The sequence below is a fragment of the Pseudomonas sp. S60 genome (genome assembly GCF_016647865.1).
In the GTDB taxonomy this organism is placed as follows: domain Bacteria; phylum Pseudomonadota; class Gammaproteobacteria; order Pseudomonadales; family Pseudomonadaceae; genus Aquipseudomonas; species Aquipseudomonas parafulva.
In genome coordinates, this window is the sequence record NZ_JACVVH010000008.1 from 73,473 (window position 1) to 99,807 (window position 26,335).

The following is a 26,335-nucleotide window of genomic DNA, read 5'->3' on the forward strand; positions in this document are numbered from 1 at the left end:
TTGAGGAAGACCCATGTTCACCGGCATCATCGAATCCATCGGCACCCTACGCAGCCTCACCCCCAAGGGGGGCGACGTGCGTGTATACGTCGAAACCGGCAAGCTCGACCTGGCAGACGTCAAGCTGGGGGACAGCATTGCCGTCAATGGTGTGTGCCTGACGGCGGTCGAGCTGCCCGGCAACGGCTTCTGGGCCGACGTCAGCGTCGAAACCCTCAAGCGCACGGCCTTCATCGACCTGAAGAGTGGCAGCAAGGTCAACCTTGAAAAGGCCCTCACCCCTACCACCCGCCTGGGTGGGCACCTGGTCAGTGGCCACGTCGACGGGGTGGGCGAAATCATCTCGCGCAGCGATAACGCCCGCGCCATCCAGTTCCGTGTGCGCGCACCCAGGGAGCTGGCCAAGTACATCGCCCACAAGGGTTCGATCACCGTCGATGGCACCAGCCTCACGGTCAATGAGGTCGATGGCGCCGAATTCGAGCTGACCATCGTCCCGCACACCCTGTCCGAAACCATCATGGCCGACTACCGCGCAGGGCGTCGGGTAAACCTTGAGGTCGACCTGCTGGCCCGTTACCTGGAGCGTCTGCTGCTGGGCGACAAGGCTGCCGAACCGAGCAAGGGCAGTGGCATAACCGAAAGCTTCCTGGCCGCCAACGGCTTCTTGAAATCCTGATTGAGAAGGGGGTGCCAGTGGCGCTCAACAGCATCGAAGAACTGGTCGAAGACATCCGCCAGGGCAAAATGGTCATCCTCATGGACGACGAAGACCGCGAGAACGAAGGCGACATCATCATGGCAGCCGAGTGCTGCCTGCCCGAGCACATCAACTTCATGGCCAAGCATGCCCGCGGCCTGATCTGCATGCCGATGACCCGCGAGCGCTGCGAAACCCTGAAGCTGCCCCTGATGGCCCCGCGCAACGGCTCGGGCTTCGGCACCAAGTTCACAGTGTCCATCGAAGCGGCCGAGGGTGTCACCACCGGTATCTCCGCGGCCGACCGTGCACGTACCGTGCAAGCGGCAGCTGCCAAGGACGCCAAGGCCGAAGACATCGTCAGCCCCGGGCACATCTTCCCGCTGATGGCCCAGCCGGGCGGCACCTTGGCCCGCGCCGGCCACACCGAAGCGGCTTGCGACCTGGCGCGCATGGCCGGTTTCGAGCCCAGCGGCGTGATCTGCGAAGTGATGAACGACGACGGCACCATGTCGCGCCGCGCCGAGCTGGAAGTGTTCGCTGCCGAGCACGGCCTGAAAATCGGTACCATCGCCGACCTGATCCACTACCGCATGATCCACGAGCGCACCGTGCAGCGGGTGTCCGAACAGCCCGTGGAAAGCGAGCTGGGTGAATTCAACCTGGTCACCTACCGCGACGCGGTGGAAGGCGACGTGCACATGGCCCTCACCCTGGGCAGCATCTGCGCCGAAGAGCCGACCCTGGTGCGCGTGCACAACATGGACCCGCTGCGCGACCTGCTGCTGGTCAAGCAGCCGGGCCGCTGGAGCCTGCGCGCTGCCATGGCCGCCGTGGCCGAGGCCGGCAGCGGCGTGGTGTTGCTGCTGGGCCACCCGCTGGACGGCGATGTACTGCTGGCGCATATCCGCGAAAGCGCGGGCGATGCCCCGGCCAAGGCGCCCACTACCTACAGCACCGTCGGCGCCGGCTCGCAGATCCTGCGGGACCTTGGCGTACGCAAGATGCGCCTGATGAGTTCGCCGATGAAGTTCAACGCGATATCCGGATTCGACCTGGAAGTTGTAGAATACGTGCCCTCCGAGTGACTTGAGGCGGCATTGACGCCCTGCAGCTCGAGTCCATACCCCTGTCGAGGCCGCCAGCAAGCGGCCTCGCGTTTGAAGATGAGAATATCGGAATGAACCTGAAGACCATCGAAGGTACCTTCATCGCCCCCAAAGGTCGCTATGCTTTGGTGGTTGGCCGCTTCAACAGCCTCGTCGTCGAAAGCCTGGTGAGCGGTGCCGTTGACGCCCTGGTACGCCACGGTGTCAGCGAAAGCGACATCACCATCATCCGTGCCCCGGGTGCTTTCGAGATCCCGCTGGTGGCACAGAAGGTCGCCCAGCAAGGTGCCTATGACGCGATCATCGCCCTGGGTGCAGTGATCCGTGGTGGTACCCCGCACTTCGAATACGTAGCGGGCGAATGCACCAAGGGCCTGGCCCAGGTGTCCATGGAGTTCGGCGTACCGGTGGCATTCGGCGTACTGACCGTCGATTCCATCGAACAGGCCATCGAGCGCTCCGGCACCAAGGCCGGCAACAAGGGTGCCGAAGCCGCCCTGTCCGCTCTGGAAATGGTCAGCCTGCTGGCGCAGTTGGAGGCCAAGTGATTAGCGACGAAAGCGATCGTTTCAACCCGCGCGATCCTAAACCTGCGGATGCCGGCAAGCCGTCGAAGAGTGCCAAGCGTCGTGAAGCGCGCAAGCTTGCGACCCAGGCGCTGTACCAGTGGCACATGGCAAAGCATTCGCTGAACGAGATCGAGGCGCAGTTCCGGGTCGATAACGATTTCACCGATGTCGACGGCGCCTATTTCCGCGAGATCCTGCATGGGGTGCCGGCAAGCAAGGACGAGATCGACAACGCGCTGGTGCCGTGCATGGCCATTGCACTGGATGAACTGGACCCGGTTGAACTGGCCGTGTTGCGCCTGTCCACCTGGGAGCTGATCAAGCGCGTCGACGTACCGTATCGCGTGGTGATCAACGAAGGTGTGGAACTGGCGAAAGTGTTCGGGGCCACCGACGGCCACAAGTTCGTCAACGGCGTGCTGGACAAGCTGGCACCTGTGCTGCGTGAAGCTGAAGTCAAGGCTAACAAGCGCTGACCCCGGCGCTGGCTGCCATGGGTGAGTTCGAGCTGATCAACCACTACTTTGCCTCTGCGGCGTGTGCGCAAGGGGGTGAGGGGGTGGTGCTGGGGATCGGCGACGACTGCGCCCTGCTCAGCCTGCCACCCGGCGAGCAGCTGGCCGTGTCCACCGACACGCTGGTGGCTGGGGTGCATTTTCCCGACGCCTGCGACCCTGGCCTGCTTGGCCAGCGCTCGCTGGCCGTGGCAGCCAGTGACCTGGCCGCCATGGGCGCCACCGCCATCGGCTTCACCCTGGCGCTGACACTGCCCGAGGTCGGCCCGGCCTGGCTGCAGGCTTACGCCAATGGCCTCAGCCGCATGGCCCACCGCTGCCGCATGAGCCTGGTGGGCGGCGACACCACCCGTGGCCCGTTGAGCATCACTATCACCGTTTTTGGCCGTGTGCCCGCCGGGCAGGCACTGCGCCGCAGTGGTGCGCGCCCTGGCGACGTGCTGTGTGTCGGCGGCCCGCTGGGCAACGCGGCTGGCGCACTGCCGCTGGTACTGGGCCAGCGCCAGGCGCCTGCCGAGCAGGCCGAGCCGCTGCTCAATCACTACTGGGCCCCGATGCCACAGCTCACCCTGGGGCAATGGCTGCGTGGCTCTGCCACGGCGGCGCTGGACATCTCCGACGGGCTGCTCGCCGATTGCGGGCACATCGCCAAGGCCTCGGGCGTGGCGCTGCAGGTGAACCTGGCCCAGGTGCCAGTGTCTCCTGCTTTGCAGGCATTTCTCGGGCATGACGCTGCGTTGCAGGCGGCGCTCACCGGGGGTGACGACTACGTGCTGGCCTTCACACTGCCGCCCGAGGCCCTGGCGCCGCTGGCCAGCCTGGGCTTTATCGAAGTGCATGTGATTGGCCGCGTACTGGAAGGGCAGGGCGTTACCTTGCTCGACCGCGACGGCCAGGACATCACCCCCGTGCAGCGGGGCTACCAACATTTTAGGGAGACACCGTGACCGACCACCCCAATCAGGTGCCTGCGGAGTTCGTTCCGCCTTCGGTCTGGCGCAACCCGTGGCACTTCATCGCCTTTGGTTTTGGTTCGGGCACTTTGCCCAAGGCCCCGGGTACCTGGGGCTCGCTGGTAGCAATACCGTTCATCCCGCTGTGGCAGATGCTGCCAGACTGGGGTTACTGGTTGCTGCTGGGCGTGAGCATGTTGTTCGGCATCTGGCTGTGCGGCAAAGTGGCCACCGACTTGCGTGTGCACGATCACGAAGGCATTGTCTGGGACGAGATCGTCGGCATGTGGATCACCCTCTGGCTGGTGCCGGACGGGTGGCAATGGTTGCTGGCGGGCTTCCTGATGTTCCGTTTCTTCGACATCCTCAAGCCCTGGCCCATTCGCTGGATCGATCGCCACGTGCACGGCGGTGTGGGCATCATGCTGGACGATATCCTGGCAGGCGTATTCGCCTGGCTGGGCATGCAGGTGCTGGTTTGGGCGGTTGCCTGACACAGGGAGCGTAGGGATGGCCGTGAGGGCTGTGTTGCTGGCAGTGCTGCTGAGTATTTGCCCTTGGGTGGCGGCTGGTGAACGCCTGCCCCAGCAAGTGCGCCTGGCCAGCGAAGAATGGCTGGACTACACCAATGCTGATGGCAGCGGGCTCGCCTGGGACATGATGCGCAAGGTATTCGAACCGGCCGGCGTCAAGGTGGTGGTGCAGAGTGCCCCCTATAGCCGGGCCATCGGCCTGGTCAAACGCGGCGAGGCCGATGCCTGGGTGGGGTCATACAAGGAAGAGGGCGAAGACAACCTCTACCCGCGCTGGCACTACGACATGGACCATATCTACGCCTTGGGGCTGGCCAGCAAGCCAGCCCCCACCTTGGCAAACATCGGTGACTATCGCCTGGCATGGGTACGCGGCTACGACTTTGGCAAGTACTTGCCGCGGGTTGGTGATTTCCGTGAAATCCAGCGCCGCGAAGGTATCTTGCCGATGCTTGAGCACGACCGGGTGGACTTCTACATAGACGCGCGTACCGAAGTCGACTATGTGTTGGGGCAAAGTTCGCGGCCCGAACATTTTCGCCGTACCCACGTGGCCGAATTGCCGCTGTACCTGGCCTTTGCCCGTAACGACCAGGGCAGGGCCTTGCGCGACCTGTTCGACAAACGCATGGGCGAACTGGTACGCAGCGGTGAGCTGAAGGCCATTTTCGAGCACTGGAAGCAGCCGTACCCGTTCGGGGCAGGCAGCGCCCCTCAGTGATCGCCTGCGGGCAGCGGTATATCGAGTTTTTCGATATCAACCGCCCGTATTCAGCCAGCGCACAGTCGCCGACCTGCTGATACAATCGGCCCACGAGAAATCACCTACTTATGCCAGGAGCACAACGTGCCCGTCGTCTTTGTTGCCGCCTCTAAACTCCCGACCCCCTTTGCGACCTTCACCATGCATGGCTTTCTCGATGAAGCCACGGGCCGTGAGCACGTGGTGCTCAGCCTGGGTGACATCGCGGACGGGCAGCCGGTGTTGGGGCGTCTGCACTCCGAATGCCTGACCGGGGATGCCCTGTTCAGCCAGCGTTGTGACTGTGGGTCGCAGCTTGAAGCTGCCTTGCAGGCCATCGCCCGCGAGGGGCGCGGCGTGCTGCTGTACCTGCGTCAGGAAGGCCGTGGCATCGGCCTGCTGAACAAGATCCGCGCCTATGAACTGCAGGACGGCGGTGCCGATACCGTCGAAGCCAACGAGCGCCTGGGCTTTGCCGCCGACCAGCGCGATTACGGCATCTGCCTGCCGATGCTCGAGCACCTCGGGGTGAAGTCGCTGCGCCTGATGACCAACAACCCGCGCAAGGTCAAAGCCCTCACCGACATGAACATCATGGTTGCAGAGCGCGTGCCGCTGCACACTGGCCACAACCCGCACAACCGCTACTACCTGGCAACCAAGGCCGGCAAGCTGGGCCATATGCTGGGCAATGAGCACCAGGGCGAGGTGCCCCAGGCGTGACCCGCGCCCAGGTCAAACGGCGCCTGGCGCTGGCCTGGTGGCAATACCTGGCGGTCGGCCTGGTGCCGTTGCCTGTCATGGCCTGGGCCTTCGGCGGGGGCGATGCGCTGATTCCGGTGCTGGCCATGCCGCTGTTCATCGCTGGCGCGGCCACCATGTTCCTCAGCCTGCCGCGCTTCGGTGCCTACAAGCTGGCCCTTGTCGCCACTTCCAAGGCATTGGGCACCAGCGCAGAGCCTGCTGCCTGGATCGAGCTGGCACGGGCCCGGCGCATGGCCATGTTGTACGCGTGCTTCCCGGCCTGGGTCGGGGCGCTGTCGGTACTGGTAGGCCTTGAGACGGTACCGCGCCTGCTGCTGGCGTTGTCGACGCTGGTGCTGTTGTACCTCTATCGCATCCCACGCCAGCTCGGCTGATGCGCCTGCTGCTCGGGTTGCTGGCGCTGCTGGCATCCACCGCCATGGCGGCGGCGCCGCTGCGGGTCGTCAGCCTGGCGCCTTCCATGACCGAAATCATGCTCGAACTGCACGCTGGTGACCTGTTGGTGGGTGTGCTCGACGGTGGCGAGCGGCCTGGCGCGCTGGCGGCGCTGCCCTCGGTTGGGCGCCAGGGCCAGTTGAATATAGAGCGCCTGGTCGGCTTGCAGCCAGACTTGCTGCTGCTGTGGCCGGGCAGTATTGGCCCCGCCCAGCGCGATCAGCTAAAGCGCCTGGGCATTGCGACCTTCAGTGCCGAACCTCGTACTGTCGACCAACTGATCGGGCAGATCGAGGCCATTGGCCAACAGGTGGGGCGTGGCGAGGAGGGCCGCCGGTACGCACAGGCACTGCGTCAACGGCTGCAGCAGCTGCGTCAGCAATACCAGCGGCGTGAGCCGTTGCAGGTGTTCTACCAGGTATGGGACCGACCGCTGTATACCCTCGGTGGCCGCCAGGTGGTCAGCGACGCCCTGGCCGTGTGCGGGGCACGCAATGTGTTCGCCGACCTGAGCTTGCCGGCACCGCAGGTCAGCGTTGAGGCGGTGCTGGCGCGCAACCCCCAGGTGATTGTGGCCGGGGACCAGGCCCAGTTGGCCGGCTGGAAGCGCTGGCCGCAGCTGCGTGCGGTAGCCGATCAGCGCCTGCTGGTCGTGCCCGACAAAGGGCTGGAGCGGCCCAGCGGGCAAATGATCGAGGCCACAGCCCGCCTATGTGCGCTGCTGGCGGCTAAAGCGCCGGCGTCCAGGTAACGCTGAACAGCAGGGTGCGGCCTTCCTCGCGGTAAGTCGGGTTGGTACCTTCATAACTGTAGCGTGCCCGGCCGTACGAGCGGCCCAGCAGGTTGTCCACCTTGGTCTCCAGCTTCAGCGCATCCGTGGCCGCCCAGCTGCCGCGTAACCCCAGCAGCCCATAGCCGCCGATGCGGTTACGGTTGCCCTCGTCGTCATAACTGCTGCTCACGGCCTGCCAGCTCGCGCCAACGTTGAAACGCCCCAGTTCCCTGTCCACATCCAGGCTCAACGTACGGCGAGCACGGCGGGCGAGGGTGTGGCCACTGTCGCGGTCACGTGGGTCGATCAGCGCCAAACCCAGCTGGCTATGCCAGGCGCCCCACTGCTGGGCCAGGGCCATTTCCAGGCCATTGATGCGTGCCGAGGCGACGTTGCGCGGTATCGAGCCCTCACCGAACACGATCGCATCGCGCAGGTCGGTGCGGTACAGCGAGGTTTCCAGCCGGCTGTCGTTCGTCAGCTGGCTGCGCCACTGCAGCTCGTAGCTGCGTGAGTGCTCAGGCTTCAGGCCAGGGTTGCTGTACTGCGGGTAGTACAGGTCGTTGAAGGTTGGGGCGCGGAAGCCCTCGCTGTACGACAGCAGCACATCGTTGCGCTGATCAAGCGGCAGGGTCAGGCTGCCGCTCCAGGTGGTCTGCCCGCCAAACTGCTGGTTGCGGTCGTGGCGGACGCCCAGCTCCGTGGCAAAACCTTCCCCCGCATACCTGTGCTGGATGAACACGGCGCGGTTCCAGCGGCTGTCCTGGGTGAAGTCGGTGCTGGCATGTACCCGGTCTTCGTACCAGTCTGCACCGGCCAGCAGGCTGTTGCGCTCGTCCAGCACCAGGTCATTCTGCCAGGTAACCTGGTCCCGGTAGGTATTGAACACGGAGCGTTCGCTGCTGAGCTTGTCGCGCTTGTCGTCGCGGTTTTCGCTGTGGGCCAGCTCCAGCCTGGAATGCCAGGCGTCGCTGAACTGGGCGTCCACATAGCTACCCAGGCTGCTCACGCTGAAGTCGGTGTAGGGTTGCTGGCCGCTGACCTCGAAGGTGTCCATGTCGAAGCGGCCATAGGGGTTGTCGTATTCGCTGCGGCCCCGGCTGTTCAGCAGGTTCAAGCCGGCTTCGAAGCGTTCGCCAAAGGTGTGGCTCAGGCTGAAGTTGAGCGCTTTGTTGCGGTAGGCATCGTGGTCGCTGTCGCTGGCAAACGATGGGCCGGTCGCATCGATACCGGCGGTTTCATCCAGGCTGGCGCCAAGGTTGAAGCGTGTGGCTCCGTCGCCACCAGCCAGGCCAAGGCTGCGCTGGAACGTCTGGTGGCTGCCGGCTGCCAGGCGCAGGCGTGGCTGCAAACCGGCACCATTGCTGCGCCGGGTGAAGATCTGGATAACCCCGCCAATGGCATCGCTGCCGTAAATCGCCGAACGAGAACCGCGCAGTACCTCGACCCGCTCGATCTGGTCCACATTCAAAAACTGCAGGCCGCTGTCACCGGAGGTAGCGTTGGCGATACGCACGCCATCGACCAGCACCAGGCTTTGTGCTGTCTTGGTGCCGCGGATAAAAATACCAGGCAGGCTGCCACGACCACCGGTGGGTGCCACTTGCACGCCAGGTACGCGGGTGAGCAGGTCGGTGATGCTGGTGGGTTGCAGGCGGTCGATGTCGGTGCGGGTGAACACGGTATTGGCCGCGCTGGTGGCAGTGCGCGATTCCACCTGGCGGCTGGCGCTGATCAGCACATCGGGCAGCTTGAGGGCATCATCACGCTCAGCCGCCAGTAGTGGCACCGGCAGGCACAGCAGGGTCGCGATGAGGGTTGGGAGTTTCATTGGCTTTACCCTGGCAACCGCCGGCTTGCCGGCGATCGGGCCGCAAAGCGGCCCTGGAAATCAAAGGCCGAGCTTGCCCATGCGGGCTCTCACCGAAGCCTCTATCCCCGCCGCATCAAGCCCGCACTCGGCCAGCATCTGCGCAGGCTTGGCGTGCTCCACATACAGGTCTGGCAAGCCCAGGTGCAGCAACGGCCTGGTCACCGCCTGGCTGGCGAGGAACTCACCCACCGCAGCCCCTGCGCCGCCCATGATGGCGTTTTCTTCGAGGGTCACCAGCAGTTCATGGCTATCGGCCAACTGCAGCACCAGCGCTTCATCCAGCGGCTTCACGAAACGCATGTCGACCACGGTGGCGTCGAGCTGTTCAGCCACCTGCAGCGCTGGCGCCAGTTGCACGCCGAACACCAGCAGGGCCACCTTGCTACCTTGGCGGCGCACCACGCCCTTGCCGATTTCCAACGGTTCCAGGTCGTCGCTGATCGGCGCGTTCGGGCCGGTACCGCGCGGGTAGCGCACAGCGGCCGGGCCGTTGAACAGGTGGCCGGTGCTGAGCATCTTGCGCAACTCGTTTTCGTCGCTGGGGGTCATCACCAGCATGCCCGGGATACAGCGCAGGTACGACAAATCGTAGCTGCCGGCGTGGGTCGGCCCGTCTTCGCCCACCAGGCCAGCACGGTCGATGGCGAACAGCACGTCCAGGTTCTGCACGGCCACATCATGGATCAACTGGTCGTAGGCACGCTGCAGGAAGGTGGAGTAGATCGCCACCACCGGCTTGCTGCCCTCGCAGGCCATGCCGGCCGCCAGGGTAACCGCGTGCTGTTCGGCGATGGCCACATCGAAATAGCGCTCGGGGTAGCGTTCGCTGAAGGCCACCAGGTCGGAGCCTTCCTTCATGGCCGGGGTGATACCCACAAGGCGGTTGTCGGCAGCCGCCATGTCGCACAGCCACTGGCCAAACACGGCAGAATACTTGGGGCCGCTGGCCTGCTTGGGCGCAGCGGGTTTGTCCGCTGGCTCAAGCTTGGTAATGGCGTGGTAGCCGATGGGGTCGATTTCAGCCGGGGCGAAACCCTTGCCCTTCTTTGTCACCACATGCAGGAACTGCGGGCCCTTCAGGTCCCGCATGTTGCGCAAGGTGGCGATCATGGTGGGTAGGTCGTGGCCGTCGATGGGGCCGATGTAGTTCCAGCCGAGCTCCTCGAAGAGGGTGCCGGGCACCAGCATGCCTTTGGCATATTCTTCGGTGCGGCGGGCGATTTCCCAGGCACCGGGCAGGCGCGACAGCACTTTCTTGCTGCCCTCGCGCATGCTCGCGTAGGTACGGCTGGAGAGGATCTTGGCCAGGTAATTGGACAGCCCGCCGACGTTGCGCGAGATCGACATGTCGTTGTCGTTGAGGATCACCAGCATGTCGGCGTTGACTTCCTGGGCGTGGTTCAACGCTTCGAAGGCCATGCCTGCGGTGAGCGCACCATCGCCGATTACGGCAATCGACTTGCGCCCACTGTTTTGCAGGCGGGCAGCAATGGCCATGCCCAGCGCGGCACTGATGGACGTGCTGGAATGGCCGACGCCAAAGGTGTCGTACTCGCTTTCGCTGCGGCGCGGGAAGGCGGCCACGCCGTCCTTCTGGCGCAGGCTGAGCATGCGCTTGCGGCGCCCGGTGAGGATCTTGTGCGGGTACGCCTGGTGGCCCACGTCCCACACCAGCCGGTCGTCCGGGGTATCGAAAACGTAGTGCAGGGCGATGGTCAGCTCGATCACGCCCAGGCCGGCACCGAAGTGCCCACCGGTCTGGCCCACGGTATACAGCAGCTCCTGGCGCAGCTCGTCGGCCAGGCTCTCCAGGTCGGCTTCGGCCAGGCGGCGCAGGCCGTCAGGCGTGTCAGCGCGGTCGAGCAGCGGCGTGACCGGGCGTTCGCGGGGGATCTCTTGAAACGTCGTGGGCATCAGGCGAGTCGTTATAGGTGTTAAGACGCGGCAGTTTACCCCATTGGAGGAAAAGCTGCCCATTCACACGGGTGTCGCAGGGGCCGCAGGGTCAGTTGCGGCGTTCGACGATATAGCGCGCCAGCTCACGCAGCGGCTGGGCTTTTTCATCGAACCCTTCCAGTGCGACCAGCGCCTGGTCGCGCAGTTCGATCGCATAGGCCTTGGCGGCCTCCAGGCCCAGCAGCGAGGGGTAGGTGGGCTTGTCACGGGCAATGTCTGCGCCCTGGCGTTTGCCCAGGGTGGCGGTATCGCTCTCGACATCGAGAATATCGTCCTGCACCTGGAACGCCAGGCCCACGGCCTGTGCGTACGCCTGCAACGCATCCAGTTGAGGTTGCTCGGCGCGGCCGCTGGCCAGGCCGCCCAGGCGCACACTGGCTTCGATCAGCGCACCGGTCTTGTGGCGGTGCATGAATTCCAGCGCCTGCTGGTCCAGCCTGATGCCCACCGAACCGAGGTCGATGGCTTGCCCGCCCACCATGCCGGCAGGGCCCGCCGCCTTGGCCAGGGCTTGAACCATGGCCAGGCGAATGCTGTCGGCCTGAGGGCTCAGGCGTGGGTCCAGCAGGGCATTGAATGCCAGGCTCTGCAGGCCGTCACCGGCAAGAATGGCACACGCTTCGTCGAAGGCTTTGTGGGTGGTCGGCTGGCCGCGGCGCAGGTCGTCGTCGTCCATGGCCGGCAGGTCGTCATGCACCAGTGAGTAGGCATGGATCAGCTCGACCGCACAGGCGGCGCCGTTGGCTTGCTCTGCCGGTGCACCCAGCGCCTCGCAGGCGGCGTAGGCCAGCAGCGGGCGCACCCGCTTGCCGCCGTTCATCACGCTGTAGCGCATGGCGGCATAGAGCCGTTGCAGCGGTTCGCTGGGGGCGACGAACAGCGGTTCGAGGGCGCTGTCGACGCGCGCCTGGCAGGTGGCCTGGTAGGCGCCGATCATGCCTCGGGCTCCACATCGAAGGGCTGGGCGGCCAGCTCGCCGTCGCGCTCCAGCAGAATCTGCACCTTTTGCTCGGCCTGGGCCAGGGCGCCCTGGCAATCACGGGTCAGGGCGATGCCCTGCTCGAAGGCGGCCAGTGAGTCTTCCAGCGACAACTCGCCGTTCTCCAGGCGCTCGACCAGTGCTTGCAGCTCGGCAAGGGATTGCTCGAAATCGAGGGAAGCTTTTTTACGGGCCATGGCGGCTGTCTCGGTGGCATTCTGAACGCCGCGACACTAGCAGAGCGGGCCGGGGGGAGCAAACTTGAGCGGCGAGGCCCCGCCTGCCCGTGCAGCTTGCAGGCAGGAGAAGCCGGCCAGGGTATGGCGGGTCAGGCGGTTTCGGCCACCCGCTGCAGCTGTGCTTCGCGGTAGCGCGCCAGCTCGTCGATGGTCAGCATCGGCAGCCCGTGCTGGCGCGCATACACGGCCACGTCTTCACCCCGTGCCATGCTGCCATCGGGGTTCATCAGCTCGCACAGCACGGCAGCGGGGCGCAGGCCTGCCAGGCGCGCCAGGTCCACCGAGCCTTCGGTATGGCCACGACGCACCAGCACCCCACCATTGCGTGCGCGCAGCGGGAACACATGCCCCGGGCTGACGATATGGCGCTGCGCGGCGGTGGAGGCCAGTGCAGCGGCAATGGTGGCGATGCGGTCCTGGGCGCTCACGCCAGTGGTGATGCCTTCTGCGGCTTCAATGGTTACCGTGAACCCGGTGCCGTGCCGGGCCTGGTTGTTCTGCACCATGGGCGGCAATTGCAGGTCATCGACGGTGGTTTCGTCCAGGCACAGGCAGACGATGCCGCTGCAATCGCGAATCATCATGGCCATGGTCTGCAACGAAATGTTCTCGGCGGCGGCGATGATGTCCGCTTCGTCCTCGCGGTCGTCATCATCGAGCAACAGCACAGGGCGGCCAGCCTGGAAGGCGGCGATGGCAGCACTGACGTTGGGGAAGTGCAAAGGGTGCAACGTAGACATGAAACGCTCCTCGTGAAGGGTCGATGAACGTCTCGGGGCGAACACAATGCGCGCGCAGGGGCGCCCGTTGATGGCCCCTGCCTGACGCCTTCTTTCATCCGGACTATGACCGTCGGCCCTGGGTTCTCACCAGGTCTGCTGACCCCCGGCATGGCCGGGGCGCTCGCGGGCTCATCTTTCGATTTACCGCCGGTGGGGACTTTCACCCCGCCCTGAAGACCGGCCCAGCATACCGTACCGGCCTACGGCTTTGGCAAGCCTGAATGGCGAGGGCCTGGGCTACCGGGGCAGTGGGCGGTTGCCGTGCATGCCGCCCATGCCCTGGATCACCCAGCCCAGCGAGGCGGGGAGCATGGGCCCATGCCCGAGCCCCTGGAAGCGCTCGAACTGCACCTGCAGGCCTGCAACGTTGCCAAGGTACTGCAGCAGTTCGCGGCTGCGTTGCTCCGCGTCATCACCCACGGGGCCTTGCGGGCTGCCAGGCTCGTCCGTACCGCGCATCAGCGCCAACTGTGGCCGGGCAGTGCCCAGGCGCTGTTGCACACCTTGGGCTTCATCGATGATGGCCCCGTCGTGCCACCACAATGAGGGGCTGGCGGCCGCGTAGACGCTGAACTCATGTGGCCGGGTGAACAGCGCGTGGAGCACGGCAAGGCCTCCGTAGGAGTGCCCCCACAGCGTCTGGCGCTGTGTGTCGATGGGCGCAACCTGCGCCACCATCGGCCGCATGCGGGTGCGCAGCAGGTCGAAAAACGCCTCAACGCCGCCGCTGGGTTGCCCGGTGAGCGGGTCTAGCTGGTCAGCCTGCCCAGCCAGCGCCGGGGTGTAGTCGTAGGTGCGGCTTGCCCGGTCGATGCGCTGGTCAGTCTGGTACCCCACCGCCACCAGCAGCGGTGCCTGGCCCTCGGCGAGCGTGGCCAGCTGGGCTTCGTCCAGTGCGCTGAGGGCGGCGTTGCCATCGAGCATCCACAGTACCGGGTAACCGGCAGCCGGCGCAGGGCGGTTAGGCGTGCCGACCCACAAGCGGTAGTGGCGCTTACCGTCGGCCGAGTCCAGGTCGAGCTGGCTGAAGCGGTAAGCCAGCCCGGGGCGGTGCAACAACGTGGTGTCCATCACTTGGTCGTGTTGGGGCTGGGCCGTGGCGCCGCAGGCGACGAAGGCCAGTGCGAGCGTCAGTGCCAGGATCAACTTGCTCATCGGGCGTCTCGTCAGGGGGCAGGGGTTAAAACGCCAGATGATAGACAGCCCCGCCAGCGCGTAAAGCGCCTTAACTTTCTAAACCGTCAGGTGCCATGGGCAGGGTCAGGTGCAGGTGCAGCCCGGGGTTGCCATTGCTGGCCCACAGCCGGCCACCCTGCAATTCGATGGCGCGGCGGGCGATGGCGAGGCCCAGGCCGAACCCTGTGCCACTGCCCGGCAGGCGTTGGTAAGGCGTGAAGATGCGCTCCAGCTCATGCTCGGGCACGCCCGTGCCCTGGTCACGCAGGCACAGGTGCCAGCTACCCCCTTCGCGCCAGCCGTCCAGGCTCACCCGGCCTGCGGGCGGGGAGTGGCGAATGGCATTGCGCATCAGGTTTTCCAGGGCCTGAGCCAGGCTGTCCAGATGGGCCTGGACAACGCAGTCGCTACCGAGCGAGCAGGGCAGGCGCTCCCGGCCCCAGCCACTTTCGAAGCAGATATCCTGGCACAGCGCCTCCCACACCGAAGCCATCAGCACAGGCTCGGTGGCCAGGCTGGGCTGTTCGGTATCCATCCAGGCCAGGTCGAGGGTGTTTTCCAGCAGCTTCTGCATATCGGCGACTTCGTAATCCAGGCGCTCGCGCAGCTGCGCTGCTGGCAGGCCGCTGTCATGGGCGATACGCAGGCGTGCCAGGGGCGTGCGCAGCTCGTGGGACAGGGTGCGCAGCAGCAGGCGCTGTTGCTCCAGGCTGTGGCGCAGGCGGGTGGCCATGTGGTCGAACGCCTGCGCCAGTTCGCCCAGTTCGTCGTGGCGGCCGTGCAAATGCAAACCGGGGCTCTCCAGGTCGTTGGCGCGCAGGGCATCGGCGCGGTCACGCAGGCGGTTCAATGGCGCCACAAGGTGCCTGTACAGCGCCAGGCCCAGCAGCAGCGCCAGCAGTGCCGGGGCAATACCGTGTGTGACCACGTGGGTCCAGGGGGTCAGCCCGGTGGGTAGCAGGCGCTCGGGCAGCTGCATCACCACCCGACCTTGCTCGGGGTGTTGCACGAAGGCGATGCTCACGTACGGCAGTTCATCCTGCAGGCGTCGGCTCATGGGCCAGGCCAGCTTGCGCATGAAGGTGAGGTGGCCGGCCTCGTCGGCGGTCAGCGGCGTGGTGCCCAGGCTTTGCAGGTGCGGGCCTACCACTGCAACCCAGGTGCCCTCGGTTGCCTGCACGTGCTGGCGCCAGGCTTCGACTGCAGGCGCTCCACCTGCCGCCAGGGCCTGTTCGGCCTGTTGGCCATAGCGCGCCAGGTACAGCTGGTCGGCCTCAGGCAGAAAGTAGCTGCCACGTTCAACACTCAGGCCCCACGTCCATATCAGCCAGGTCAGCAGCAGGCAGAAACTCACCTGCAGCAATGCCAGCTTCCATAGCAGCGGGTGACGGCGCATCACGCCTGCCCCTCTTCGACCAGCACGTAACCCTGGCCACGCACCGCCTGGATCTGCACATGCTGCACGTCGATGTCGGCGAGTTTGCGCCGCAGGTTGCACACGTGCACGTCAAGGCCCCGGTCCAGACGGGTATAGGCCCGGTGCAGCACGGTCTGGTACAAAAACGGTTTGCTCAGCGGCTCGCCGGCGTGGGCCTGAAGGGTCACCAGCAAGCGGAATTCGGACGGCGTCAGGCCGGCCGGTTTGCCGCCGTTCAGGACATCCTGGCGGTCCTGGTCCAGCTGCAAGTCGCCAAGGGTTGCAAGGCGCGCGGGTTCGCGGGCAAACGCCGCCCGGCGTAGCAGCGCGTCCACCCGCGCATCCAGCTCTGCCAGGCTGAAAGGCTTGGGCAGGTAATCATCGGCGCCCCGGGTAAACCCGGTGATGCGGTCCTGCTCTGCGCCCAGCGCCGACATCAGCATCACCGGGACGGCCTGGCGATGGCGCAGGGCGTCGAGCAGGGTCAGGCCATCGATGCCTGGCAGCATGATGTCCAGCAACACCAGGTCGAACGGTGCCTGGGCGATGGCGCCAAGGGCCTGCTCGGCACAGGCGCAGGCCTGCACGCGAAACCCGCGGTCGAGGAAGTGGCGGTCCAGGTCGTGGCGCAGGCAAGGGTCGTCTTCGACGAGCAGCAGGGAGGTGGGCACGGGCAGCCTTGAATGAGAATATCTATCAGTTGTGGATCATCCCACTGTCACCCCGGCAGGGGCAATGCCTGCGTGTGTTAAGAAGGTTAATCCTGCTGCACCCCTGATTTTGCTCCGGTATCGTTCGCAAAAAGCAACGTGTTTCGTTTGCGAATTATTTTTATTTGGGCGAAGGGTAGGTCATGAAGGGTTCAAACGGGGTGGGGCGTGTGCGTTGGGTAATGCTGGGGTTGATGGCGCCGTTTTCGTTGTCGGCACTGGCCGAAACGGTGGCGGTGCAGGCTTCGGCCGCAGACAGCACGCTTGATCTGCCGGCGCTGACCATCGAGGGCAACCGGCTCTACGACATGCTGCCATCGGAGCAGACTGGCGGTTACAGCGTGGACGCCGCCACGGTGGGGACCAAAACGCCGGCTGCGCTGAAAGACATCCCGCAATCGATCACCGTCTATACCCAGGATTACGTCAAGGATCGCCAGTTCGTGCACCTGGATGACCTGGCCAAGTACACCGCCGGCCTGCGCACGCTGACCAACGACAGCGGCCGCTCTTCCATCTATGCCCGTGGCTACGAATACAGCGAGTTCAACATCGACGGCCTGCCGGCGCCCATGGCCAGCATCTTCGGTACCGTACCGTCGCTGGTGGCCTTCGACCGTGTGGAAATCATGCGTGGCCCGGCGGGGCTGTTCAGCAGCACCAGCGAACTGGGCGGCATCGTCAACATGGTGCGCAAGCGCCCTACGGCCGAGTTCCAGGGCCATGTGGAAGGCCGCTACGGCAGCTGGGACACCAACCATGAAGAAATCGACCTGAGCGGGCCGCTGGACGATGCTGGCCGCGTGCGTGGCCGCCTGATTGCCTCACGCGACGACACCAATGGCGAGGTCGACTACAACGCCAACACCAGCAACAGTTACTACGGTGCGTTGGATGTGGACCTGGACGATGCCACCACCCTGTCGTTCGGGCTGATCCATGAGGTGAAGAACATCACCCCGCACAACGGCTACCCGGCGACACTGGCCGGCCAGGTGCCAGACTTCAGCCACTCCCGCTTCCTGGGGGCGGACTGGAACAGCTTCGACGGCAAGACCACCGACCTGGTCGCAGAACTGACCCACCGTTTCGACAATGGTGGTTATGGCCGTATCGCCGCCCGCGGCTCGCACCGCGATACCGATTACCTGTATGCCTTCACCGCCACCAATGCGGCCAATGGTGCCAACTCCGAACGCGCCAGCGCCCGGGATTTCACCCAGGACACCTACGCGCTGGACGCCAGCTACAGCCAGCCGTTCGAAACCTTCGGCCAGGTCAGTGAGTTCGTGGTGGGCAGCGACTACAAGAACTACGACACCGAGTACCTCAACGGCACCACCACCCTGGGGGCCATCAACGTCAATACCTACACGCCCAAGCGCTTCGCCAAGCCGTCGCCCAACTACAGCACCGAGACCGGGATGCAGGAAGAAGAATACGGCCTGTACTCGAAGGTGACCTTCCGCCCGGTCGAGCGCCTGGCGCTGATCGCCGGTGGCCGCTTCAGCTGGTACCGCGGCGACTTCTACACCACCACGCTCAAGACCGGCGCCACCACCAACGACAGCAAGCAGGTCGATGGCCATTTCACGCCTTACGGCGGGCTGGTCTACGACCTCACCGAGAACCACGCCCTGTACGCGAGCTACTCGCAGGTGTTCAAACCGCAGTCTGCCACTGATGGCAATGGCCGTGTATTGAAGCCGCGCGAGGGCGAACAGTATGAGTTCGGCTTGAAAAGCAGCTACTTCGGTGGCGACCTGAATACACGGTTCTCGGTATTCCGGCTGACGGATGAGAACCGCGCTACCACGGTGTACGACGCCGACGGCGTGGCTACCAATGACTCGGCGGCATCAGGCAAGACCCGGGTGAAGGGCGCCGAGGTGGAAGTAAGCGGCAAACTGACGCCGAACTGGGAATTGCTGGCCGGTTACACCTGGATGGAAACCGAAACGGTCAAGGGTGATGCCGAAACCACCTTCTTCATCATGCCGCGCAACCAGGCTTCGTTGTGGAGCAAATACACCCTCAGCGAGGGCCCGCTGACATGGCTGGCCATCGGCGGAGGCGTTTCGGCGATGAGCAACTTCCACTCGGAGAATGGCGGGGTTCGTATCAATGCACCGGGGTACGCTACCGTGGATGCCATGCTGTCGTACCCGGTGACCTCGAAGCTCACGGCCACGTTGAACGTGAACAACCTGTTCGACCGGGACTACCTGTCGCGGGTGGGGTCTACCTCGACGTTCAACTTCTACGGGCCGTCGCGCAGCATGATGGTGGGGGCGCGTTACGACTTCTGAGGGGGTGATGCGTTTTTGAATCGACCTCACGCAGCCGAAAAAAACACAATAAAAAGCCGGCTTGTGGCCGGCTTCTCGGGGACGCTTCCGGCTAATTTATGGTAAGCCGCAATCGCCTTAACAGGGTGGCCAGCAAAGGCCTGAAAAAGAAGGCAGATGCCCGTGTGGGGTATCGCCGAGCCCTCTGGGCCGCGGTTTGCACCGGGCGGGGCTGATGTGCGGCGTAGCATACAAGGCCCCAGCCATGATGCACAGCAAAAAATGGCACAGGGTGTGTCACCGCGGGCGTTGCTGGCGGAAGAACGCCCAGTGGAATACCCAGCCTAGAATCTCCAGCCCCTGGGCATGGCGTTGGGCGGGCGTGTAGCGCTCAACCGCGTAGTTGTTCCGGTCGTGGCTGTGCAGGTACAGGGTACCGTTCTGGCCAAGGCTGAGGTTGTGCACGCGCAAAGCCCCATTGAGCATCAAGGCATAGGTTTCGCCCTCGACAATCTGCGTCATGCCCATGTCGATTGCCAACGTCGCCTGCAGTGGAATCAGCGGCGCCATGTTGCCCGTGGGCATGGCCACGCACAGGGTGTTGTCGGGGTGTACCCCCAGCCCCTTCAAGGCATTGGCGGGCAGGCGCAAATGGCGGCCGGCTACCGGGCACAGCAGGCCACTGCGCAACTCATGGAAGGGCACATTCACCACCCGGCCGCGCTGCACCGACAACGGGATGGGCACCTGCGCAGGCGCAGGCCGCGGCGCGCAACTGCGCAAAATCGCATTGGGGTGCTTGATGCCCTCGCCGCTGCGCAGCCAGCGGCGGTGCACGCAGAACAGATCGGCAAGTTCGTCCAGGCGCGCCAGTGGCACGCCGCGGTTGAACCAGTTGTTGACATGCTGTGGGGTCACGCCGCACTGGGCAGCGAAATCGGAGGCTGTAAGCCCGCATTCATGAAGCAGGGCCCTGAGGCGGTCACCGGATGTGTTCATGGCGCGAGTGTAGCGGCGAGGTGCCAGCAAGGATATGAACAGCAGGTTGACAGGGCTTGTAAGAAATAAGCTCGTTTGTAGGGCCAGGACGTAAGACGTTGTAGGACCTGTTACCGGCTTCATTACACAGCGCGTGACGCGTTCAGCCGCCATAAAAAAACCCCGCCAAAGCGGGGTTTCTCATGCAAACGGTATCAGCCCTTGTAGGCAGCGACCGATTTGGTGATCGCAGCGCGGGCGGCGTCTGCGCCATCCCAGCCTTCGATCTTGACCCACTTGCCTTTCTCGAGATCTTTGTAGTTGGCAAAGAAGTGCTCGATCTGCTGGATCAGCAGGGCTGGCAGGTCGGTGTATTCCTTCACGTCCACGTACAGCTGCGACAGCTTGTCGTGTGGAACAGCAATAACCTTGGCGTCGCCGCCGCCATCGTCGGTCATGTTCAGCACGCCTACCGGGCGGGCACGGATGACCGAGCCTGGGGCTACCGGGTAAGGGGTGACCACCAGCACGTCCAGCGGGTCGCCGTCGTCAGCCAGGGTGTTGGGGATGAAACCGTAGTTGGCCGGGTAGAACATCGGGGTAGCCATGAAACGGTCGACGAACAGGGTATCGCTGTCCTTGTCGATTTCGTATTTGATCGGCGCGTGGTTGGCCGGGATCTCGATGGCGACGTAGATGTCGTTCGGCAGGTCTTTGCCCGCCGGAATCTTGCTGTAGCTCATTGGGCAGTGCCCCCGTGTTTGACCAAAAAAGTGGCGGCGATTATAGGCATATTATGCCTGCGCATGCCACGCCTGGCCTGATGCAGCGGGGCGTCAGGCGGGGTGCTCACGGTACGCGGGGTGCTCCGTCTGCAATTGGTTGAGCCGGGCCAGCGGGTTCTGGCGGTAGAACAGCGACAGCTGGTGGTAGACCTGTGGGTAGGCCTGGTACAGCAGGTCGGGCCCACTGAAGAAGTACTCGCTGGCCACTGCAAAGAATTCCGCGGGGTTTTCTGCCGCATAGGGGTCGATGGCGGTTTCGGCGTCGGGGTTGGCGTCCAGCTGCCGGTTGAGGTCGTCGTAGGCGTGTTGCATGGCGCTGGCCCAGTGCTCGATCGACATGTCGCTGTGCAGGGGCGGCAGGCCATTGGCGTCGCCGTTGAGCATGTCCAGCTTGTGCGCCAGCTCGTGGATGACCAGGTTGTAGGCTTCCCAGCCACCGCTGGCCAGTACCCCGCTCCAGGCCAGGATGATCGGGCCCTGCTGCCAGGCCTCGCCGCTGTGCTCGCCGTCCCAGGCATGCTCGATGCCACTGGCATCACGGTGGCGCTGGGGGCTCTTGAAGTCGTCGGGGTAGAGGATGATTTCGTGAAAGCCCTGGTACCAGTGCAGCTCGCCCAGGTGCAGCAACGGCAACTGGGCCTGGGCTGCCAGTACCAGGCGCTGCTGGTCGTCCAGCTCCACCCCCGGCAGGCATGTCAGGTGCTTGTCCAGCAGGAACAGAATGCAGGCTTCGCGCAGCCAGCGGTCTTCTTCGTCGCTGATACCGTCGAGCATTGGCAGGCGCTCGCGCACGGCCTGCCATTGCTGGGGCGTGATGGGGTAGCGCGCCAGGGTGCGCTTGCGCCGCCAGGCGCTGAATGACCACATGAACGTAACGCCTTGGCGGTCAGTGTGCCTTGGCCGTGCGGCCCAGGCGGGTGCGCAGCAGGCCCAGGATCATGGGCACCAGTGACAACACGATGATGCCCACCACCATCAGCGATAGGTGTTGCTTGATGAACGGCACGTTACCGAAGAAGTAACCCAGGGTGACCAGCCCACCCACCCACAGCAAGGTCCCGGCAATGCTGAACCCCAGGAAGCGGGGGTAGTGCATGTGAGCGATGCCGGCAACAAACGGGGCAAAAGTACGCAGGATGGGCAGGAAACGCGCCATGGTCACGGTCTTGCCGCCATGGCGTTCGTAGAAATCGTGGGTGCGCTGCAGGTAGTCGCGGCGGAAGATCTTGGAGTTGGGGTTGCTGAACAGACGCTCCCCGGCCGTTCGCCCGATGACGTAGTTGGTACTGTCGCCCAGGATAGCGGCGATCATCAGCAACCCGGCAAGCAGTACCGGGTCCATGCCGCCCCCCGCGGCGACGGCGCCGGCGATGAACAGCAGTGAGTCACCCGGCAGGAACGGCATGACCACCAGGCCGGTTTCGCAGAAAATCACGGCGAACAGAATGGCGTAGATCCAGGGGCCGTAATTGGTGACCAACAGGTCGAGGTACGCATCGAGATGCAGGATAAGGTCCAGCGGGTTGAAATCCATGTACAGCACCTGTGTTCTTGGTCGAAGGCTCGGTTACCTGGGAGAGGGGAAACATTTCTCACATGACAAGTAGGCCATTATACGGCGAAGTCAGGATCATGCCCGGGGAGTTTGTAGCGGCGGGTTACGACGGAAGTCGTCCTCGGCTGGCCTTGTCGCGAGCATACCCGCGCTAAGGCAACCGCAGGTCATTCCTGGCTGATGGGCAGGATGTAGTTGCGGAACTCGGTGTCCTCGCGAAACCCGATGGACTCGTAGGTCTTGTGCGCCACCTGGTTGTCGCTGCTGGTGGAAACCCGCATGCGCACGGCGTTGGTCTGGCGCGCCATCTTCTTCGCTTCGCGCATCAGGTGGTCAGCCACCAGCATGCGCCGGGAGTCTTCGGCCACATAGATGTCGTTGAGAATCCACACCCGCTTCAACGACAGTGACGAGAAGCTAGGATACAGCTGGCAGAAGCCCAGCAGCTTGGTGTCATCGTCATCGGGCAATGCAAGGTAGATCACCGACTCTTCGCGCGCCAGGCGCTTGCGCAGAAAGCTGCGCGAGCTGTCGGGGTGGGGCAGTTGGCCGTAGAACTCCCGGTATTTGACGAACATCGGGGTAAGCAGGTCGAGGTGATCCAGGGTTGCCTTGATGATGCGCATGTGCGGCCCTCAGCGTCCATGTGGAAAACAGTGCAACGCCAGCAGCGTCCAAGGCCATGCTGCCCAATGCCCGGGGCAAGTGCAATGTGCCCCGCATGACAGCTTGGTTAACCTTTGCCCAGCAGGAAGTTGCCCTTCTGGCTGGCCAGGTCGTCGCTTTCCAAGCTATGCACCTCGGCTTCGTCCTTCAGGTTCACGCCCGACAACTGGCGCCGGCAGGCTTCGCGCATCAGGTACAGCAGGCGGTGCGCTGCCATGCCGTAACTCAGCCCCTCCAGGCGTACGTTGGAGATGCAGTTGCGGTAGGCGTCGGTCAGGCCTACCCGGGGGGCGTAGGTAAAGTACAGCCCCAGGCTGTCGGGTGAGCTGAGCCCCGGGCGCTCACCGATCAGCATGACCGTCATGCGCGCGCCCAGCAATTCGCCCACTTCGTCGGCCACCGCTACCCGGCCTTGTTGCACCAGCACGACCGGCGCGCAGGCCCAGCCGTCGGCGCTGGCCTGCTCTTCGAAGCGGGCCAGAAACGGCAGGGTATGGCGATGCACGGCCAAGGCCGACAAACCGTCGGCCACCACGATCGCCAGGTCGACCCCGCCGGGGTTTTGCTGGGCGTGCTGGCGCAGGGTTGCCGCCGACTCGTCGTTCAGTCGCCGCCCCAGGTCGGGCCGCTGCAGGTACTGGTGGCGGTCGCTTGCCGCGCTGTGCAGCAGCAGGCTGTGGCGGCCACGCTCGCTCAGCTGGGCCGCCAGGCCGTCAGCATCGAATGGCAGGTGCACCGCATCGCGGGCCTGGGCATGGGCATACTGGAAATCCAGCTGCGCGCCGGTGGGCAGGCTGGTGCCAGCACGGCCCAGGGCAATGCGCGCCGGGGTGAGGTTGCGCAGGGCCAGCCAGGGGTTGTCGGCAGTAGGTGTGTGTTTGTTCATGGTCATCCCTATGCGAGCTGCGCCAATGCCTGGCGGAACGCCGGCGGCAGGTTGTCACCGAAACGCACCCGGCCGTCGGCCTGGGTGAAGATGCCGGTGCGGGCCAGCCACGCTTCGAACTCCGGCCCGGGTTTCAGGCCCAGGGTCTGGCGCGCGTACAGGGCATCATGGAACGAGGTGGTCTGGTAGTTGAGCATGATGTCGTCGGAGCCGGGGATGCCCATGATGAAGTTGATCCCGGCCACCCCCAGCAGCGTCAGCAGGGTGTCCATGTCGTCCTGGTCGGCTTCGGCATGGTTGGTGTAGCAGATGTCACAACCCATGGGCACGCCCAGCAACTTGCCGCAGAAGTGGTCTTCAAGGCCGGCACGGATGATCTGCTTGCCGTTGTACAGGTACTCCGGGCCGATGAAGCCGACCACGGTATTGACCAGGAACGGCTTGAAGTGGCGGGCGACGGCGTAGGCGCGGGTTTCACAGGTTTGCTGGTCCACACCATGGTGGGCGTTGGCCGACAGGGCGCTGCCCTGGCCAGTTTCGAAGTACATCAGGTTCTGGCCGAGGGTGCCGCGCTGCAGCGACAGGCCGGCTTCGTAGCCTTCCTGCAACACGTTGAGGTTGATGCCGAACCCGGCATTGGCTGCCTCGGTACCGGCGATGGACTGAAACACCAGGTCCAGCGGTACGCCACGGTTGACCGCCTCGATCGAAGTGGTGACGTGGGTGAGTACGCAGGCCTGGGTAGGGATGTCGTAGCGCTGGATGATGGCGTCGAGCATCTCCAGCAGTGCGCAGATGGAGGCGATGCTGTCGGTGGCCGGGTTGATGCCGATCATGGCATCGCCATTGCCGTACAGCAGGCCGTCGAGAATGCTCGCGGCAATGCCTGCCGGCTCGTCGGTGGGGTGGTTGGGCTGCAGCCGCGTCGACAGCCGCCCACGCAGGCCCATGGTGCCGCGAAAGCGCGTGACCACGCGAATTTTCTGGGCTACCAGCACCAGGTCCTGCACGCGCATGATCTTCGACACGGCTGCGGCCATTTCCGGCGTCAGCCCAGGTGCCAGTGCCCGCAGGCTCGTCTCGTCGGCCTGCTCGCTGAGCAGCCAGTCCCGCAGGCCACCTACCGTCAGGTGGCTGACCGCAGCAAATGCCTGGGCATCATGGGTGTCGATGATCAGGCGGGTGACTTCGTCATCCTCGTAGGGGACCAATGCCTCGCTCAAAAAGTGTGTCAGCGGGATGTTCGCCAGGGCCATCTGCGCAGCCACCCGCTCGCCATCGTTGCTGGCGGCGACGCCGGCCAAGTAGTCACCGGAACGCGCCGGGCTGGCCTTGGCCATCACCTCCTTGAGGCTGTCGAAGCGGTAGACCATCTGGCCGACCGTGTGCACGAAAGTTGCCATACAGGTTCTCCAGAGCCGCAGGCTGCCCCGCGGCAGGTGGCGATGATCAGTGCAGGGCCTGTTCGGCCTGCTGGATCGCGGCGAATTCCTCTTCCGGTGTGCCGGCTACCAGGTGGTGGCGGCTGTAGAAGGCAAAGTACGCGATCAGCACCGCATAGATCACGGCGGCGCCAATCACCACCCGCGGGTCTACCAGGAAGCCTGCGACCACCGCGATGCAGGCCAGCACCAGGGCCAGCCCCGAGGTGAAGATGCCCCCCGGCGTGCGGTAGGGACGCTCCATCTTCGGCCGGCGGATCCGCAAGGTGATGTGCGCCGCCATCATCAGTACATAAGACAAGGTAGCGCCAAAAACCGCCACCAGGATCAGCAGATCACCCTGGCCGGTCAGCGACAGGGCAAAACCGATAATGCCAGGGATGACCAGGGCCATCACCGGCGCCTTGCTCTTGTTGGTTTCCGACAGCTTGCGCGGCAGGTAGCCGGCCCGGGACAGGGCGAAGATCTGCCGGGAATAGGCGTAGATGATCGAGAAGAAGCTGGCGATCAGGCCGGCCAGGCCCACCAGGTTGACAAAGCTGCCCATCCAGGTGGAACCACCATAGGCCTTGGCCAGGGCTTCGACCAGCGGGTTGCCGGAGGCTTTCAGGGCTTCGGAGCCCGCGCCACCTGGGCCTACCACCAGAATCAGCAAGGCAAAGGCAACCAGCACCAGCATGGCGCCGATCAGCCCGCGCGGCAGGTCGCGCTTGGGGTTCTTGGTTTCTTCAGCGGCCAGCGGCACCCCCTCCACTGCAAGGAAGAACCAGATGGCATAGGGGATGGCCGCCCACACGCCCACGTAGCCGAACGGCAGGAAGCTGCTGGCGCCTGCGGCGTCGGTAACGGCGATGTCGAACAGGTTGGCTGCATCAAAATGGGGCACCATGGCCACCAGGAACACGGCCAGTGCAATGGCCGCGACGGCGGTGATGGCAAACATCAGCTTCAACGCCTCGCCCACGCCGAAGATGTGGATGGCGATGAACACCACGTAGAACACCAGGTAGATCAGCCAACCGCCGATGCCGAACAGCGACTGGCAATAGGCGCCGATGAACGTGGCGATGGCGGCGGGGGCAATGGCGTACTCGATCAGGATCGCCGTACCGGTCAGAAACCCGCCCCAGGGGCCGAATGCGCTGCGGGCAAAGCCGTAGCCGCCGCCGGCTGTAGGGATCATGGACGATAGTTCAGCCAGGGAGAAACACATGCACAGATACATGGTGGCCATCAGCAAGGTGGCCAGAAACATGCCGCCCCAGCCACCCTGGGCCAGGCCAAAGTTCCAGCCGGCATAGTCGCCGGAAATCACGTACGCCACCCCCAGGCCGACCAGCAAAACCCAGCCTGCGGCGCCCTTTTTCAGTTCACGTTGCTGGAAATAGTCGGAGCCGACCTTTTCGAAATCGACGGAAGAGCCTGCTGGCGAGCCGGCGGAATGATCGCTTGGCATAATTTCACCTTTCAAAAAAAAGCGGCAAGCGGCAAGCCATGAGCTGCAAGACAA

Annotated in this window: 27 protein-coding genes and 1 riboswitch; of the genes, 11 read left to right on the plus strand and 16 right to left on the minus strand. The window is 64.5% G+C overall.

Annotated features, from left to right (window positions below; translation table 11 throughout):
• Positions 1-13: 13 nt before the first annotated feature.
• From IAE33_RS06250 to IAE33_RS06295, 10 genes are all read left to right on the plus strand, one after another.
• Positions 14-679, plus strand: a complete 666-nt coding sequence (locus tag IAE33_RS06250; RefSeq protein WP_201162811.1) for a riboflavin synthase — start codon at positions 14-16, stop codon at positions 677-679.
• 17 nt (positions 680-696) lie between these two features.
• Positions 697-1,788, plus strand: coding sequence for a bifunctional 3,4-dihydroxy-2-butanone-4-phosphate synthase/GTP cyclohydrolase II (ribBA, locus tag IAE33_RS06255; RefSeq protein ID WP_201162812.1), 1,092 nt, complete (start codon positions 697-699; stop codon positions 1,786-1,788).
• Positions 1,789-1,880: 92 nt separating this feature from the next.
• Positions 1,881-2,357 carry a 6,7-dimethyl-8-ribityllumazine synthase gene (ribH, locus tag IAE33_RS06260; protein ID WP_201162813.1) on the plus strand — a complete coding sequence of 159 codons (477 nt, stop codon included), beginning with the start codon at positions 1,881-1,883 and terminating at the stop codon, positions 2,355-2,357.
• Complete coding sequence (gene nusB, locus IAE33_RS06265) at positions 2,354-2,854, plus strand: transcription antitermination factor NusB (RefSeq protein WP_201162814.1); 501 nt, start codon at positions 2,354-2,356, stop codon at positions 2,852-2,854. Before ribH ends, nusB begins: the two co-directional genes overlap by 4 nt.
• 17 nt (positions 2,855-2,871) lie before the next feature.
• A complete protein-coding gene (thiL, locus tag IAE33_RS06270; RefSeq protein WP_201162815.1) occupies positions 2,872-3,840 on the plus strand; it encodes a thiamine-phosphate kinase in 969 nt (322 codons plus the stop codon).
• Positions 3,837-4,340 carry a phosphatidylglycerophosphatase A family protein gene (locus tag IAE33_RS06275; protein ID WP_028633045.1) on the plus strand — a complete coding sequence of 168 codons (504 nt, stop codon included), beginning with the start codon at positions 3,837-3,839 and terminating at the stop codon, positions 4,338-4,340. Before thiL ends, IAE33_RS06275 begins: the two co-directional genes overlap by 4 nt.
• A 16-nt stretch (positions 4,341-4,356) precedes the next feature.
• On the plus strand, positions 4,357-5,100 hold the full coding sequence (locus IAE33_RS06280; RefSeq protein WP_201162816.1) for a substrate-binding periplasmic protein: 744 nt from the start codon (positions 4,357-4,359) through the stop codon (positions 5,098-5,100).
• A gap of 126 nt (positions 5,101-5,226) precedes the next feature.
• The gene (ribA, locus tag IAE33_RS06285) at positions 5,227-5,844 is read left to right on the plus strand and encodes a GTP cyclohydrolase II (protein ID WP_028633043.1); all 618 of its coding nucleotides are present in this window, start codon (positions 5,227-5,229) and stop codon (positions 5,842-5,844) included.
• Complete coding sequence (locus IAE33_RS06290) at positions 5,841-6,260, plus strand: MFS transporter (RefSeq protein WP_201162817.1); 420 nt, start codon at positions 5,841-5,843, stop codon at positions 6,258-6,260. Before ribA ends, IAE33_RS06290 begins: the two co-directional genes overlap by 4 nt.
• The gene (locus IAE33_RS06295) at positions 6,260-7,072 is read left to right on the plus strand and encodes a cobalamin-binding protein (protein ID WP_201162818.1); all 813 of its coding nucleotides are present in this window, start codon (positions 6,260-6,262) and stop codon (positions 7,070-7,072) included. Before IAE33_RS06290 ends, IAE33_RS06295 begins: the two co-directional genes overlap by 1 nt.
• Here IAE33_RS06295 and IAE33_RS06300 read toward each other — a convergent pair.
• The 8 genes from IAE33_RS06300 to IAE33_RS06335 all read right to left on the minus strand — a co-directional run bounded on the left by IAE33_RS06300 (position 7,050) and on the right by IAE33_RS06335 (position 16,186).
• Positions 7,050-8,924 carry a TonB-dependent receptor domain-containing protein gene (locus tag IAE33_RS06300; protein WP_201162819.1) on the minus strand — a complete coding sequence of 625 codons (1,875 nt, stop codon included), beginning with the start codon at positions 8,922-8,924 and terminating at the stop codon, positions 7,050-7,052. The two genes, IAE33_RS06295 and IAE33_RS06300, sit on opposite strands and share 23 nt — an antisense overlap.
• A 60-nt stretch (positions 8,925-8,984) precedes the next feature.
• Positions 8,985-10,880, minus strand: coding sequence for a 1-deoxy-D-xylulose-5-phosphate synthase (dxs, locus tag IAE33_RS06305; protein ID WP_201162820.1), 1,896 nt, complete (start codon positions 10,878-10,880; stop codon positions 8,985-8,987).
• A gap of 91 nt (positions 10,881-10,971) precedes the next feature.
• Entirely contained in the window at positions 10,972-11,859 is an 888-nt protein-coding gene (gene ispA / locus IAE33_RS06310; protein ID WP_201162821.1) for a (2E,6E)-farnesyl diphosphate synthase, read from the minus strand.
• Positions 11,856-12,098: an exodeoxyribonuclease VII small subunit gene (locus IAE33_RS06315; protein ID WP_028633037.1), complete on the minus strand. Its 243-nt coding sequence runs from the start codon at positions 12,096-12,098 to the stop codon at positions 11,856-11,858. The genes ispA and IAE33_RS06315 overlap by 4 nt, the downstream gene beginning before the upstream one ends.
• A gap of 131 nt (positions 12,099-12,229) precedes the next feature.
• Positions 12,230-12,880 carry a 3,4-dihydroxy-2-butanone-4-phosphate synthase gene (gene ribB / locus IAE33_RS06320; protein ID WP_201162822.1) on the minus strand — a complete coding sequence of 217 codons (651 nt, stop codon included), beginning with the start codon at positions 12,878-12,880 and terminating at the stop codon, positions 12,230-12,232.
• Between the two features lie 82 nt (positions 12,881-12,962).
• Positions 12,963-13,104, minus strand: a riboswitch (FMN riboswitch).
• Between the two features lie 55 nt (positions 13,105-13,159).
• Positions 13,160-14,077, minus strand: coding sequence for an alpha/beta hydrolase (locus IAE33_RS06325; protein WP_201162823.1), 918 nt, complete (start codon positions 14,075-14,077; stop codon positions 13,160-13,162).
• Between the two features lie 70 nt (positions 14,078-14,147).
• On the minus strand, positions 14,148-15,494 hold the full coding sequence (locus IAE33_RS06330; RefSeq protein WP_201162824.1) for a HAMP domain-containing sensor histidine kinase: 1,347 nt from the start codon (positions 15,492-15,494) through the stop codon (positions 14,148-14,150).
• Complete coding sequence (locus tag IAE33_RS06335) at positions 15,494-16,186, minus strand: response regulator transcription factor (protein ID WP_201162825.1); 693 nt, start codon at positions 16,184-16,186, stop codon at positions 15,494-15,496. Before IAE33_RS06335 ends, IAE33_RS06330 begins: the two co-directional genes overlap by 1 nt.
• A gap of 182 nt (positions 16,187-16,368) precedes the next feature.
• Here IAE33_RS06335 and IAE33_RS06340 point away from each other — a divergent pair, with 182 nt between their 5' ends.
• The gene (locus tag IAE33_RS06340; RefSeq protein ID WP_201162826.1) at positions 16,369-18,534 is read left to right on the plus strand and encodes a TonB-dependent siderophore receptor; all 2,166 of its coding nucleotides are present in this window, start codon (positions 16,369-16,371) and stop codon (positions 18,532-18,534) included.
• Positions 18,535-18,810: 276 nt separating this feature from the next.
• On the opposite strand, the gene IAE33_RS06345 is transcribed toward IAE33_RS06340, so the two are convergent.
• From IAE33_RS06345 to eat, 8 genes are all read right to left on the minus strand, one after another.
• The gene (locus tag IAE33_RS06345) at positions 18,811-19,512 is read right to left on the minus strand and encodes a LexA family transcriptional regulator (RefSeq protein ID WP_201162827.1); all 702 of its coding nucleotides are present in this window, start codon (positions 19,510-19,512) and stop codon (positions 18,811-18,813) included.
• A gap of 194 nt (positions 19,513-19,706) precedes the next feature.
• Positions 19,707-20,234, minus strand: coding sequence for an inorganic diphosphatase (gene ppa / locus IAE33_RS06350; RefSeq protein WP_016484715.1), 528 nt, complete (start codon positions 20,232-20,234; stop codon positions 19,707-19,709).
• Positions 20,235-20,327: 93 nt separating this feature from the next.
• The gene (locus tag IAE33_RS06355) at positions 20,328-21,143 is read right to left on the minus strand and encodes a zinc-dependent peptidase (protein ID WP_201162828.1); all 816 of its coding nucleotides are present in this window, start codon (positions 21,141-21,143) and stop codon (positions 20,328-20,330) included.
• A gap of 19 nt (positions 21,144-21,162) precedes the next feature.
• On the minus strand, positions 21,163-21,810 hold the full coding sequence (locus tag IAE33_RS06360; protein WP_028633029.1) for a DedA family protein: 648 nt from the start codon (positions 21,808-21,810) through the stop codon (positions 21,163-21,165).
• A gap of 188 nt (positions 21,811-21,998) precedes the next feature.
• On the minus strand, positions 21,999-22,457 hold the full coding sequence (locus IAE33_RS06365; protein ID WP_201162829.1) for a GNAT family N-acetyltransferase: 459 nt from the start codon (positions 22,455-22,457) through the stop codon (positions 21,999-22,001).
• A gap of 107 nt (positions 22,458-22,564) precedes the next feature.
• Entirely contained in the window at positions 22,565-23,383 is an 819-nt protein-coding gene (gene eutC / locus IAE33_RS06370; protein ID WP_201162830.1) for an ethanolamine ammonia-lyase subunit EutC, read from the minus strand.
• 8 nt (positions 23,384-23,391) lie between these two features.
• Positions 23,392-24,786 (minus strand): ethanolamine ammonia-lyase subunit EutB, encoded by a 1,395-nt coding sequence (locus IAE33_RS06375; protein ID WP_028633026.1) that lies wholly within the window; start codon positions 24,784-24,786, stop codon positions 23,392-23,394.
• Between the two features lie 46 nt (positions 24,787-24,832).
• Positions 24,833-26,281: an ethanolamine permease gene (eat, locus tag IAE33_RS06380; RefSeq protein ID WP_028633025.1), complete on the minus strand. Its 1,449-nt coding sequence runs from the start codon at positions 26,279-26,281 to the stop codon at positions 24,833-24,835.
• Between the last annotated feature and the right edge of the window lie 54 nt (positions 26,282-26,335).